Source organism: Streptomyces sp. NPDC014995 (assembly GCF_043080745.1).
In the GTDB taxonomy this organism is placed as follows: Bacteria; Actinomycetota; Actinomycetes; order Streptomycetales; family Streptomycetaceae; genus Streptomyces.
On sequence record NZ_JBIBVX010000009.1, the window covers coordinates 74,609 to 86,909 of the forward strand.

Annotated in this window: 11 protein-coding genes; 4 read left to right on the plus strand and 7 right to left on the minus strand. The window is 72.3% G+C overall.

Annotated elements, in window-relative coordinates:
* Positions 1 to 13 precede the first annotated feature (13 nt).
* Positions 14 to 817: an endonuclease I family protein gene (locus ACF1A1_RS19295; RefSeq protein WP_392001242.1), complete on the plus strand. Its 804-nt coding sequence runs from the start codon at positions 14 to 16 to the stop codon at positions 815 to 817.
* Positions 818 to 904: 87 nt separating this feature from the next.
* Here ACF1A1_RS19295 and ACF1A1_RS19300 read toward each other — a convergent pair whose 3' ends face one another.
* From ACF1A1_RS19300 to speB, 3 genes are read right to left on the minus strand one after another with little or no spacing between them, the layout of a single operon-like run.
* Complete coding sequence (locus ACF1A1_RS19300; protein WP_392001243.1) at positions 905 to 1,561, minus strand: hypothetical protein; 657 nt, start codon at positions 1,559 to 1,561, stop codon at positions 905 to 907.
* 56 nt (positions 1,562 to 1,617) lie between these two features.
* Positions 1,618 to 3,300 (minus strand): thiamine pyrophosphate-binding protein, encoded by a 1,683-nt coding sequence (locus ACF1A1_RS19305; protein WP_392001244.1) that lies wholly within the window; start codon positions 3,298 to 3,300, stop codon positions 1,618 to 1,620.
* Complete coding sequence (gene speB, locus ACF1A1_RS19310) at positions 3,297 to 4,277, minus strand: agmatinase (RefSeq protein ID WP_392001245.1); 981 nt, start codon at positions 4,275 to 4,277, stop codon at positions 3,297 to 3,299. Before speB ends, ACF1A1_RS19305 begins: the two co-directional genes overlap by 4 nt.
* 250 nt (positions 4,278 to 4,527) lie before the next feature.
* Between speB and ACF1A1_RS19315 the strand changes: the two genes are divergently transcribed.
* Both ACF1A1_RS19315 and ACF1A1_RS19320 read left to right on the plus strand, forming a co-directional pair.
* Positions 4,528 to 6,006, plus strand: coding sequence for a helix-turn-helix domain-containing protein (locus ACF1A1_RS19315; RefSeq protein WP_392001247.1), 1,479 nt, complete (start codon positions 4,528 to 4,530; stop codon positions 6,004 to 6,006).
* A 90-nt stretch (positions 6,007 to 6,096) separates the two neighbouring features.
* Positions 6,097 to 6,885 carry a phosphatase gene (locus ACF1A1_RS19320; protein WP_392001249.1) on the plus strand — a complete coding sequence of 263 codons (789 nt, stop codon included), beginning with the start codon at positions 6,097 to 6,099 and terminating at the stop codon, positions 6,883 to 6,885.
* A 103-nt stretch (positions 6,886 to 6,988) separates the two neighbouring features.
* Here the strand turns inward: ACF1A1_RS19320 and ACF1A1_RS19325 are convergent, their stop codons facing one another.
* The 4 genes from ACF1A1_RS19325 to ACF1A1_RS19340 form a co-directional block, all read right to left on the minus strand.
* A complete protein-coding gene (locus tag ACF1A1_RS19325) occupies positions 6,989 to 7,348 on the minus strand; it encodes a hypothetical protein (RefSeq protein ID WP_392001251.1) in 360 nt (119 codons plus the stop codon).
* Positions 7,349 to 7,648: 300 nt separating this feature from the next.
* The gene (locus ACF1A1_RS19330; protein WP_392001252.1) at positions 7,649 to 8,524 is read right to left on the minus strand and encodes an acyl-CoA thioesterase; all 876 of its coding nucleotides are present in this window, start codon (positions 8,522 to 8,524) and stop codon (positions 7,649 to 7,651) included.
* Between the two features lie 35 nt (positions 8,525 to 8,559).
* Complete coding sequence (locus tag ACF1A1_RS19335; protein ID WP_392001254.1) at positions 8,560 to 9,717, minus strand: acyl-CoA dehydrogenase family protein; 1,158 nt, start codon at positions 9,715 to 9,717, stop codon at positions 8,560 to 8,562.
* A 270-nt stretch (positions 9,718 to 9,987) separates the two neighbouring features.
* Positions 9,988 to 10,584: a TetR/AcrR family transcriptional regulator gene (locus tag ACF1A1_RS19340; protein ID WP_392001256.1), complete on the minus strand. Its 597-nt coding sequence runs from the start codon at positions 10,582 to 10,584 to the stop codon at positions 9,988 to 9,990.
* Between the two features lie 96 nt (positions 10,585 to 10,680).
* Between ACF1A1_RS19340 and ACF1A1_RS19345 the strand changes: the two genes are divergently transcribed.
* A complete protein-coding gene (locus tag ACF1A1_RS19345) occupies positions 10,681 to 12,297 on the plus strand; it encodes a carboxyl transferase domain-containing protein (RefSeq protein WP_392001257.1) in 1,617 nt (538 codons plus the stop codon).
* Positions 12,298 to 12,301 lie beyond the last annotated feature (4 nt).

Below are 12,301 nucleotides of genomic sequence, written 5' to 3' on the forward strand. Positions count from 1 at the left end.
TGGGACACCCCACATGCTGGCGACACGCATACGCCGTTGGAAGTCGGTGGCACTGACCACCGCTGCCGTCCTGGTCGGTCTCACCGCTCCCGCCCTGACCGCGACCCCCGCCGCGGCGACCACGACGGCGTACGACTCGACGTACTACAAGAACGCGGTCGGCAAGACGGGTACGAGTCTGAAGTCGGCCCTGCACACGATCATCAGCCCCCAGACGAAGCTCTCCTACTCGGCCCTCTGGGAAGCGCTGAAGGTCACCGACCAGGACCCGAACAACAGCAGCAACGTCAAGCTGCTCTACTCCGGCATCTCGCGCAGCAAGACGCTCAACGGGGGCAGCACCGGCAACTGGAACCGTGAGCACGTGTGGGCCCAGTCGCACGGCGACTTCGGCACCTCGGCGGGCCCCGGCACCGACCTGCACCACATCCGCCCCGAGGACGTGACGGTCAACTCCATCCGCGGGAACAAGGACTTCGACAACGGCGGCAGCAGCTTCACCAACTCGGGCGGCAGCCTGACCGACTCCAACTCCTTCGAGCCGCGCGCCGCCGTCAAGGGCGACGTGGCCCGCATGATCCTGTACATGGCCGTCCGCTACGAGGGCGACGACGGCTGGCCGAACCTGGAGCCCAACGACCTCGTCACCAACGGCAGCGTCCCGTACCACGGCCGCCTGTCGGTCCTGAAGGCCTGGAACGAGGCGGACCCGCCGGACGCCTTCGAGGAGCGCCGCAACCAGGTCATCTACACCACCTACCAGGGCAACCGGAACCCGTTCATCGACCACCCCGAGTGGGTCGAGGCGATCTGGTAGGCACCACCCCGCACCGCGGCAGGGCGCGCAGGGCCTTCCCGGACCTCCGGGGAGGTCCTGTCCCGTGCCGCCGGTCCGCCGGGGGCCTCAGGTGAGGTCGGCCGCGGGGGCGCCGTACCAGCGCCACTTCGTGAGCCGCGCGTGACCCGGGAGGCCGCCCCGGCCGGTGGCCCACAGGAGGGTCGGCCACCGGTCGGTGTCCGTCGGGGCGTGGGGGAAGAGCCGGGACAGCACCCGGCCGCACAGGCCGGCGTCCGGTGTCCAGCCGACACCGAGTCCCCCGGCGACGTCGTGCACGTGCACCAGCGTCTCCACGACGCCCATGGCGGCGAAGCCCTCGGGGTCGGACGCGCCGAAGACGTGGTGCGACCTCACCGTCGGTGGCGTCGTCCGCACCATGGCGGTCAGCAGGGCCCCACTGGCTTCCAGCACCTGCAACAGCCCGGCCGGGCCCGCGGCCCGGTCCGCGAAGACGACGTTCGCCGGACCGCCGGGCGTCCTCCGGCTCCAGACGAACGGCACGTCCGTGTCCGACGGCGGCACCCGCGGGCCCAGTTGGGCGGCATAGGCGAACAGGTCGTCGGCAAGGTGCTCGACCGTCTCCCAGCAACTCCACTCCAGGGAGCCTGCCTTGGCGTCCCAGTCCGCCGACTCCGCCTCACGCAGCGCGGTCACCGCCAGCCGGACGGCGGACTCCACGTCGGAGGCCGTGACGGGATCACGCGGCACGGCTGCTTCGGACATGACGGGACCGTATCAACGATCACGTCGGGCCGGGCGCTTCGTCCGGGACGCGGGGCTCACCCGAGATGCGTGGGCGCGAACATCCGCAGCACCGCCGGGAGGACGACCACCGAGGGGCCGGGCTCGGACAGCGCCTTCGCCAGGTCCGCCTCCAGCGTCTGCGGAGTCGTCCGCACCCCCGGGACCCCGAACGACTCCGCCAGCGCCACGAAGTCCGGTCGCGTCAGTTCCGTCGCCGTCGCCCCGCCGAAGGCGTCGGTCATGTACTCGCGGAGGATGCCGTAGCCGCCGTCGTCGACGATGAGCCAGGTGACGTTCAGGTCGTACTGCCTGGCCGTGGCCAGTTCGGCGAGGGAGTAGAGGGCCCCGCCGTCGCCGGAGACCGCCAGGACCGGGCGGGTCGGGTCCGCGACCGCCGCGCCCAGGGCCGCCGGGAAGCCGTAGCCGAGGCCACCGGCGCCCTGGGCCGAGTGCATGTGGTTGGGACCCTGGGGATCGAAGGCCGACCAGGCCCAGTACGCCAGGATCGTCATGTCCCAGAAGGACGGGGAGGTGGCCGGGAGCGCCCTGCGGATCGACGCCAACAGGTTCTGTTCCAGGGTGAGGTCCTGCGAGGCGATGCGTTCGGAGACCCGCGAGAGCACGTCCCGTACCCGCTCCGCCGCCGTCTCGTCCGCCCGCCGTTCCACCGTCTCCAGCAGCGCCTGCAACGCGAGACGGGCGTCCGCGTGGATACCGAGGGCCGGGTGGTTCGACTCCAGTTTGCCGAGGTCCGCCTCGATCTGGATGACGCGGCCCCGCGGCTTGAAGGTGTGGTAGTTGGACGACAGCTCGCCCAGCCCCGAGCCCACCACCAGCAGGACGTCCGCGTCCTCCAGGAAGTCCGTCGTGTGCCGGTCCTCCAGCCAGGACTGGAGCGACAGCGGATGCTTCCAGGGGAAGGCGCCCTTGCCGCCGAAGGTCGTCACCACCGGGGCCTGGAGCAGCTCCGCGAGCTGCCGCAGCTTCTTCGAGGCGTCCGCCCTTACCACTCCCCCGCCCGCGATGATCGCCGGGCGGGCGGCACGGGACAGCAGGTCGGCCGCGACGGCGGTCAGTTCGGGGCGCGGGGGCAGGTCCTCCGGGAGCGCGTCGGGTGCCGTCACCACCGGGATCGACGTCCGCGCGAGCAGCACGTCCTGCGGGATCTCCACCCACACCGGGCCGTGCGGCGCCGTCAGCGCCGACTTCCAGGCCTCCGCCAGCGCGGAGGGGATCTGGGACTGGGTGCGGACCGGGTGGACCGACTTGACCACGCCCCGGAACGAGGCCGCCTGGTCGGGCAGTTCGTGCAGGTAGCCGTGGCGGCCGCCGCCCAGGCCCGCCGTCGGGATCTGGCTGCCGATCGCCAGCACCGGCGCGCTGGCCGCCGCCTCCTGGAGGGCGGCGAGTGACGTCAGCGCTCCCGGGCCCGTCGACAGCAGCAACGGCGCCGCCTCGCCCGTGACGCGGCCGTACGCGTCCGCCGCGAAGCCCGCGTTGTTCTCCACCCGCAGGCCGATGTAGCGCAGGTCCGAGCGGCGCAGCGCGTCGAACACGCCGAGGGCGTGCTGGCCGGGCAGGCCGAAGACGGTCGTCGCGCCGAGCCCGGCCAGGGTCTCCACGACCAGGTCTGCGCCGCTGCGGCCGGGGGGAGGGTTCAGGGCGGCCTCCGTCTGCGCGGCGGTGGGGCGGAGCACCAGGTCGTGGTCGTGGGTCACTTGCCCTCGTTCTCCTTGCGGGCCTCGGCGATCTGGCGGGACATGATCGTGGTCAGTTCGTACGCCGTGTGCGATGCCGCCACGGACGTGATCTCCGCGTGATCGTACGCGGGGGCCACCTCGACGACGTCCGCCGAGACCAGGTTGCAGGAGGCCAGGCCGCGCAGGATCTCCAGCAGCTCGCGGGAGGTCATGCCGCCCGCCTCCGGGGTGCCGGTGCCCGGCGCGTGGGCCGGGTCCAGGCAGTCGATGTCGATGGAGATGTAGAGCGGCCGGTCGCCGATGCGCTGGCGGAGCTGGTCGGCGACCTCGTCGGCGCCGCGCCGGTAGATGTCCGCCGACGTGACGATGCCGAAGCCCATCTTCTCGTCGTCCGTCAGGTCCTGCTTGCCGTACAGCGGGCCGCGCGTGCCGACGTGGGACAGGGCCTCGGTGTCGAGGATGCCCTCCTCCACCGCGCGGCGGAACGGCGTGCCGTGGGTGTACTCCGCGCCGAAGTAGGTGTCCCAGGTGTCGAGGTGGGCGTCGAAGTGGAGCAGCGCGACGGGGCCGTGCTTCTTCGCGACCGAGCGCAGGAGGGGGAGCGCGATGGTGTGGTCGCCGCCGAGGGTCATCAGCCGGGCGCCGGTGCCGAGCAGGTCGTCGGCGGCCGCCTCGACCGTCTCGACGGCCTCGTTGATGTTGAACGGGTTCACCGCGATGTCGCCGCCGTCCGCGACCTGGGCGAGCGCGAAGGGGGAGGCGTCCTGCGCCGGGTTGTACGGCCGCAGCAGCCGGGACGCCTCGCGGATCGCGTTGCCGCCGAAGCGGGCGCCCGGCCGGTACGAGACACCCGAGTCGAACGGCACGCCCACGACGGCGACGTCGGCGCGGCCGACCTCGTCGAGGCGGGGCAGCCGGGCGAAGGTCGCGGGGCCGGCGTACCGCGGGATCCGCGAGGAGTCGACGGGGCCGCGGGGCGTCTCGTTGCTGCTCATGAACTGCCTACTTTCCTACGCGTCGTCGCGTATGTACTGCTCTGTACCGCTGAGCACGACTCTACTGGGGAGCCGGGACGGGGTCGGACACGAGTTCGGGGGGCCGGCCCGGCGAGGCGGGCCGCCGGGCGGCGAGGGCGACCGCGCCGGGGGCCGGGGCGCCCGTGCGCGCGGCTGCCGGTCCGGTCCGACCCTAGGTGGCCGGAGAGCGACTGCGAAGTGTACGTTTCATCCACTGGAGCCGTACGGCATGGAAGGAACGCACACCGTGCCGGAACCCGCCGTTCCGCCCACCCCGCCGGTCCCGCTCACCGCGCTGCTGGCCCGCGAGGACCTGGCCCTGCGCCAGATCGCCGGACCCCCCGCGCCCGGCCTGACCGTCCACGGGGCGCTCACCTCGGAACTGGCCGACCCGTACCCGTACCTGCTGGGCGGCGAGCTGCTGCTGACGGCGGGGGTGCACATCCCGGAGGCGGCGGGGTCGGGCACGTACTTCGACGACTACGTCGCGCGGATCGTGGCGGCGGGCGGCGCGGCGCTCGGCTTCGGTCTCGCGCCCGTCCACGACACGGTGCCGCGCGCCCTGGTCGCCGCCTGCGAGGCGTACGGCCTGCCGCTCCTGGAGGTGCCGCCGCAGACCACCTTCTCGGGCGTGGCCCGCGCCGTCTGGCAGCTCATGGCCCAGGCCCGGCACGCGGAGCTGCGCCGGGTGACGGAGGCCCAGCAGAGCCTCGCCTCCGCCGCCTCCCGCCCGGACCCGGTGCCGTCGGTGCTGCGCCGGCTGGCCCAGCGGACCGGCGGACGGGCGGTGCTGTACGGGCCGGACGGCGCGCAGATCGCGGCGGCGGGACGCGGGCCGGGAGAGCCGGTGGACGGGCCGCTGGCGGAACTCGCCCGGGTGCTCACCGCCCGGGGCTCCGCCACCGCCAGCGACACCGGCCCCGCCGGAACCCACCTCGCCGCCTACGCCCTCGGCGCGGGCCGGGGCTTCGTGCTCGGGGTCGCCGCGCCCCGGCGCGAACCCGGGGACCACACCATCGCCTCCGTCGCCGCCGTCCTGCTCTCCCTCCTCACCGGCGAACACCAGAGCGGCACGGGAGCGGCCCGCTCGTCGGCGCTCGTACGGCTGCTGCTGGGAGCCGCGCCGGAGACGGTGGCGCCGCTGCTCGGCGGGGAGCGGTGGCGGGTGGTGCATGGACGGCCGGAGGCGCAGCGGACGCCGGACGCCGTGGCCGCCTCCGCGCTGGGCGCCGCCCTCGGCTCACCCCTGGTCGACCTCGGCGACGGCGTCGTACGGGTCCTCGTCCCCGCCGACCGGGAGCCGGCCGCGCAGCCGGGATGGACGCTGGGGGCCAGCGCGGCCGTGGGGCCCGCCGACTGGCCGGCCGCCGACAGCCAGGCCGCCCGCGCCCTGGCCCGGGCCCGGGCGACCCGCGCACCCCTCGTCCGGCACGGCGCCCGCACCGCGCTCGCCGACCTCCTCCCGCCCGACGAGGCCGAGACCCACGCCCGTGCGCTCCTCGCGCCCCTCGCGGAGAACCCGGCCCTCGCCGACACCCTGCGCACCTGGCTGTCGCTGCACGGCGGCTGGGACCGTACGGCGGTGGCGCTGGGCGTGCACCGCAACACGGTGCGCCAGCGGATCGCCCGCTGCGCCGCCCTGCTGGACACGGATCTGGACGACCCGGACGTGCGGATGGAGCTGTGGTTCGCCCTGCGGCGACGGTGAGTTCAGGGGCGCGGGTCAGCACGAGTGACCCACGTCCCAGCGTCCGGGACACCGCAGACGGCCACAGTCGGCTGCCTCACAATGGACACCATGCCGATACCCGGGACACCCAGCCGCGCCGAGCTCGTCGACCACCTCGTCAGGACCCGCATCGCGGGTGACGTCGCCACCCCGCGCGAGAACAACCTCTCCCACTACCGTCAGCTGGCGAACGGTGTCCGCAACTTCTGGCTCGGTCTGGAGCTGGGCGACCGCTGGACCGACGAGCAGGACGTGCTCGCGGTGATGGCGGAACGGGTCGGCGTCAACGACGACCCCGAGTACCGGTACGGCCAGGACACCATCGACCCCCAGCTGACCGTCGACGCGCTGGACCGACTGGCGGGACGGCTGCGCAAGGCGGCCGAGGACCGGCAGCGGGTGCTGTTCGCCACCGGCCACCCGGGCGGCCTGCTCGACGTCCACCGCGCCACCGCCGCCGCCCTGCGCGCGGCCGGCTGCGACATCGTCGTCATCCCGGACGGGTTGCAGACCGACGAGGGGTACGTCATGCAGTTCGCGGACGTGGCGGTGCTGGAGCACGGCGCCACCCTCTGGCACACCCATTCCGGCGAGCCGATGAAGGCGATCCTGACCGCGCTGGAGCGCTCGGGCCGCCCACTGCCCGACCTCGTGGTCGCCGACCACGGCTGGGCGGGCTACGCCGGCCGGCACGGCGTCGACTCCGTCGGGTACGCCGACTGCAACGACCCGGCGCTGTTCATCGCCGAGGCGGAGGGCACCGTGCAGGTGACCGTGCCCCTCGACGACCACGTGGTCAGCCCGCGCCACTACGACCCGTTGACGGCGTACCTGCTGGCCGAGGCGGGCCTGGCGTAGGTCCGTCCACGATCCGGCGCCCGGAAACGGCGCGATGTGCGGCCCCGCCGAGGACCGCACATCGCGTGGTGACGATGTTGTTGACGGTGCGTATCAGTCCTTGTCAGTGCTTGCCGTTGTCGTCGTGGTCGCCATGGTCACCGTTGCCGCCACGGCCGTTGTCGTCGTGGTCGTCGTGGTTGCCGTTGCCGCCACGGCCGTTGTCGTCGTGGTCGCCATGGTCACCGTTGCCGCCACGGCCGTTGTCGTCGTGGTCGCTGTGGTGACCATTGCCGCCACGGCCGTTGTCGTCGTGGTCGCAGTGGTCGTCCCACCAGGAGTCGTCACAGTGATGGCTGTGGCTGTATTCCTGGGAGGTGACGGACGCCGAAGCGGTGCCCGCCGTACCGAAGGCGATACCGCCCGCCATCATCAGGCCGGCGGCGGACGCCGCGGCGAGGCGCCTCGCGCGTTGTGCTCGCATGGGAATTACCTTTCGCTCCACGGTCTTCCGCGCCCCGGGAGAGCCGCGGAAGTGGAGGCCGCAGCCGCGACAAGGAATCGCGACAGGGTCTTCGGGTGTCACCGCGTGTTCATCTGAAGCACAGGCTCGACCGCCGACGCCTCCAGGTCACCCACCACTACTCGCGGGCGATCGCTGTGGCCCTGGTCCGCTCTGTACGGGAACCGGTCGGCCGGGCGTACCGTGCGTGCGGCATTCACTCACTGAGCCTAGTCACGCTCCCGCACATCGGCATCTCGGGGAGAACCGTGCGCGGGACCGTCACCGGGGAACGCGGACCACACCCTCCTGGATCACCGAGACGGCGAGGCGTCCGTCCTGCGTGTAGATACGCGCCTGTCCCAGGCCGCGGCCGCCGTACGCCGACGGGGACTCCTGGTCGTACAGCAGCCACTCGTCTGCGCGGAACGGGCGGTGGAACCACATCGCGTGGTCGAGGGAGGCGCCGACGACGTCCCCGACCGCCCAGCCGCCGCGGCCGTGCGCGAGCAGGACCGAGTCCAGGAGCGTCATGTCGGAGACGTAGGTGGCCAGGACGACGTGCAGGAGCGGTTCGTCGACGGCACCGCCGAGCTTGCCGTTGGTGCGGAACCACACCTGCGAGTGCGGCTCTCGGGGCTCGCCGAACCTCCCGTACGGCGGCTCGTCGACGTAGCGCAGGTCGATCGCCTGACGGGCCTCGAGGAACCGCTCCACGACGGCCGGGTCGAGGTGGTCGTAGCCGCGCAGGCGGTCCTCGGAGGTGGGCAGCGACGCCGGGTCGGGCGCGGGCGGCATGACGGCCTGGTGGTCGAGGCCGTCCTCGTACGTCTGGAAGGACGCCGACAGGGCGAAGATCGGCCGGCCGTGCTGGACCGCGACCACCCGGCGGGTGGTGAAGGAACGGCCGTCGCGGATGCGCTCGACGTTGTAGACGATGGGCGCGCCCGGGTCGCCGATGCGCAGGAAGTACGCGTGCAGGGAGTGGGCGGGCCGGTCCGCGGGGACCGTGCGCCCGGCGGCGACCAGCGCCTGCGCCGCGACCTGACCGCCGAAGACGCGCGGGACGACGGCGGAGCGGGACTGGCCGCGGAAGATGTTCTCCTCGATCTGCTCCAGGTCGAGCAGATCGAGGAGATCGTGTAGTGCCTGACTCATGGCGTCAGTTCTACCGGCGGGGAATTTCGCGGACCTTACAGACCCATGTCCTTGGCGATGATCGTCTTCATGATCTCGCTGGTGCCGCCGTAGATGCGGTTGACCCGGTTGTCCGCGTACAGGCGGGCGATCGGATACTCGTTCATGTAGCCGTAGCCGCCGTGCAGTTGGAGGCAGCGGTCGATGACGCGGTGGGCGACCTCGGTGCAGAACAGCTTGGCGCTGGCGGCCTCGGCGGGGGTCAGCTCACCGGCGTCGAGGGCCTCCGTCGCGCGGTCGGCGACGGCCTCGGCCGCGTCCACCTCGGCCTGGCAGGCGGCCAACTCGAACTTGGTGTTCTGGAAGTGGGCGACCGGCTTGCCGAAGACGGTGCGCTCCTGCACGTACTGCTTGGCGAACCGGACGGCCGCCTTGGCCTGCGCGTAGGCGCCGAAGGCGATGCCCCACCGCTCGGAGGCCAGGTTGTGGCCGAGGTAGTAGAAGCCCTTGTTCTCCTCGCCGAGCAGGTCCTCGGCCGGCACCTTGACGTCGACGAAGGCCAACTCGGCCGTGTCGGAGGTGCGCAGACCCAGCTTGTCCAGCTTGCGGCCGATGGAGTAGCCCTCGGACTTGGTGTCCACCGCGAAGAGGGAGATGCCGAAGCGGCGGTCCTCCGCGGTCGGGGCGGAGGTCCGGGCGCAGACGATGACCTTGTCGGCGTGGACGCCGCCGGTGATGAAGGTCTTGGAGCCGTTGAGGACGTAGTGCGTGCCGTCCTCGGAGAGCTTGGCGGTGGTCTTCATGCCCGCGAGGTCGGAGCCGGTGCCCGGCTCGGTCATCGCGATGGCCCACATCTCCTCGCCGGAGACGAACTTCGGCAGGTACCGCTTCTTCTGCTCGTCGGTGGCGAGCATCTTGATGTACGGCAGGGCGAGCAGGACGTGCACGCCGGAACCGCCGAACTGGACGCCGGCGCGAGCGGTCTCCTCGTAGAGGACGGCCTCGAACTTGTGGCTGTCCAGACCCGCGCCGCCGTACTCCTCGGGGACGTTGATGCCGAAGATGCCCAGCTCGCCCAGCTTGTAGTAGAACTCGCGCGGGGCCTGACCGGCGGCGAACCACTCGTCGTAGACGGGCACGACCTCGGCCTCGATGAAGGCGCGAAGGGTCTCCCGGAACGCCTCGTGATCCTCGTTGAACACCGTACGGCGCACGCCGCCACCTCCACGTACCTCGGCCTGTCTAAGCGCTTGCTCACAGCACCGTACCGGCGAGTACGAGGTGCGTCCAGGGTGGGCCGGTGGTAACGCTCGTCACGCCGGGACCCGGTGGAAGGGGAACTCACCCACCCAACCCACCCGACGACCCGGCCGACGAAGTCGTACGAGTGGTGGGCGGGAACACAGACCCGGCCGGAGGCCGGGTGTCCCACCACGCACCGCGCACCCGCGCGCCCCCACCCACCACGCACCCCCGCCGGAGGCCTACCGCTCGCCGGCGGAGCCGAACGCCCCGCGGGCCATCCGGTGCAGCAGCGCCGCCGTGGTCCCCCGGCCCGGCAGTGAGCCCGCCCCGCCCAGGTGGGGGGTCGAGTTCAGCAGCCCGAACACCGAGTGGACCGCCGACCGGGCCGTCGGTTCCGTCAGCTCGGGGTACACCTCCCGGACCACCCCGACCCACAGCTCCACGTACTGCCGTTGCAGCTGCCGCACCAGCTTGCGGTCGCTGTCGCGGAGGCGGTCCAGCTCGCGGTCGTGCAGGGTGATGAGGGGGCGGTCGTCGATCGCGAAGTCGATGTGGCCCTCGATGAGGGAGTCGAGGACCGCCTCGGGACCCACGCCGTCGGCCTCCTGGAGGCGGCGCCTGGCGCCGTTGAGCAGCTGGCCGCTGATACCCACCAGCAGCTCGGCGAGCATCGCGTCCTTGCCGGGGAAGTGCCGGTAGAGGCCGGGGCCGCTGATGCCGACGGCGGCGCCTATCTCGTCCACCCCGACGCCGTGGAACCCGCGCTCGGCGAAGAGCCGCGCGGCCTCCTTGAGGATCTGCTCGCGGCGGGTGGGGGCGTCGGTTCTGGTGGCCATGGAAGCAATTCTAGACAGGGAGGTTAGCGGTCGTTAACCTGAGGGAAATGGTTAACGCTCATTAACAGTCGATCACTGGGTGAGGGGACCGCAAGGATGGAAGAGGCACCGGAGCTGACGAGCGCGGCGGACCCCGCGTCGGAGGCCTGGCGGGCCAACGAGGAAGCCCACCTCGCACTCGTCGGGGAGCTGCGCGGCAAGCTCGCCGCCGCCCGGCTCGGAGGCGGTGAGAAGGCGCGGGCGCGGCACACCGCGCGCGGCAAGCTGCTGCCGCGTGACCGGGTCGACACCCTCCTGGACCCCGGGTCCCCGTTCCTGGAGCTGGCGCCGCTCGCCGCCGACGGGATGTACGAGGGACAGGCCCCGGCCGCCGGTGTCATCGCCGGGATCGGGCGGGTGAGCGGGCGCGAGTGCGTCGTCGTCGCCAACGACGCCACCGTCAAGGGCGGGACGTACTACCCGATGACGGTGAAGAAGCACCTGCGGGCGCAGGAGGTCGCGCTCGAGAACCGGCTGCCCTGCCTGTACCTCGTCGACTCCGGCGGCGCCTTCCTGCCCATGCAGGACGAGGTGTTCCCCGACCGTGAGCACTTCGGGCGGATCTTCTACAACCAGGCCCGGATGTCGGGCGCCGGGATCCCGCAGATCGCCGCCGTGCTCGGGTCGTGCACGGCGGGCGGGGCGTACGTCCCGGCCATGAGCGACGAGGCCGTCATCGTCCGGAACCAGGGGACCATCTTCCTCGGCGGGCCGCCGCTCGTGAAGGCCGCCACCGGCGAGGTCGTCACCGCCGAGGAGCTCGGCGGCGGCGAGGTCCACGCGCGCGTGTCGGGTGTCACCGACCACCTCGCCGAGGACGACGCGCACGCGCTGCGGATCGTGCGGACCATCGTGTCCACCCTTCCGGCCCGCCCGGCGCTCCCCTGGGAGGTGCGGCCCGCCGTCGAACCCAAGGTCGACCCCTACGGGCTCTACGGCGCCGTCCCGGTCGACTCCCGTACCCCCTACGACGTACGGGAGATCATCGCGCGCGTGGTCGACGGGTCCCGGTTCGCCGAGTTCAAGTCCGAGTTCGGGCAGACCCTCGTCACCGGCTTCGCCCGGATCCACGGCCACCCGGTCGGGATCGTCGCCAACAACGGCATCCTGTTCTCCGAGTCCGCCCAGAAGGGCGCGCACTTCATCGAGCTGTGCGACCAGCGCGGGATCCCGCTGGTGTTCCTCCAGAACATCTCCGGCTTCATGGTCGGCCGGGACTACGAGGCCGGCGGCATCGCCAAGCACGGCGCCAAGATGGTGACCGCCGTGGCGTGCACGCGCGTGCCCAAGCTGACGGTCGTCGTGGGCGGGTCGTACGGCGCCGGGAACTACTCCATGTGCGGCCGCGCCTACTCCCCCCGCTTCCTGTGGATGTGGCCGAACGCCAAGATCTCCGTCATGGGCGGCGAGCAGGCCGCCTCCGTCCTCGCCACCGTCAAGCGCGACCAGCTGGAGGCGCGCGGCCAGGAGTGGCCGCCGGAGGAGGAAGAGGCGTTCAAGGACCCGATCCGCGCGCAGTACGAGCGCCAGGGGAACGCCTACTACGCCACCGCCCGCCTCTGGGACGACGGCGTCATCGACCCGCTGGAGACGCGCCAGGTGCTCGGCCTGGCCCTGACCGCCTGTGCCCACGCGCCGCTGGGTGACCCCCAGTTCGGCGTCTTCCGGATGTGAGGAG

Excerpts from the sequence above, each read along its gene's own strand:
- ACF1A1_RS19295 (WP_392001242.1), top strand. The coding sequence starts at position 14 with ATGCTGGCGACACGCATACGCCGTTGGAAGTCGGTGGCACTGACCACC.
- ACF1A1_RS19300 (WP_392001243.1), bottom strand. The coding sequence starts at position 1,561 with ATGTCCGAAGCAGCCGTGCCGCGTGATCCCGTCACGGCCTCCGACGTG.
- speB (WP_392001245.1), bottom strand. The coding sequence starts at position 4,277 with ATGAGCAGCAACGAGACGCCCCGCGGCCCCGTCGACTCCTCGCGGATC.
- ACF1A1_RS19315 (WP_392001247.1), top strand. The coding sequence starts at position 4,528 with ATGGAAGGAACGCACACCGTGCCGGAACCCGCCGTTCCGCCCACCCCG.
- ACF1A1_RS19320 (WP_392001249.1), top strand. The coding sequence starts at position 6,097 with ATGCCGATACCCGGGACACCCAGCCGCGCCGAGCTCGTCGACCACCTC.
- ACF1A1_RS19325 (WP_392001251.1), bottom strand. The coding sequence starts at position 7,348 with ATGCGAGCACAACGCGCGAGGCGCCTCGCCGCGGCGTCCGCCGCCGGC.
- ACF1A1_RS19330 (WP_392001252.1), bottom strand. The coding sequence starts at position 8,524 with ATGAGTCAGGCACTACACGATCTCCTCGATCTGCTCGACCTGGAGCAG.
- ACF1A1_RS19340 (WP_392001256.1), bottom strand. The coding sequence starts at position 10,584 with ATGGCCACCAGAACCGACGCCCCCACCCGCCGCGAGCAGATCCTCAAG.
- ACF1A1_RS19345 (WP_392001257.1), top strand. The coding sequence starts at position 10,681 with ATGGAAGAGGCACCGGAGCTGACGAGCGCGGCGGACCCCGCGTCGGAG.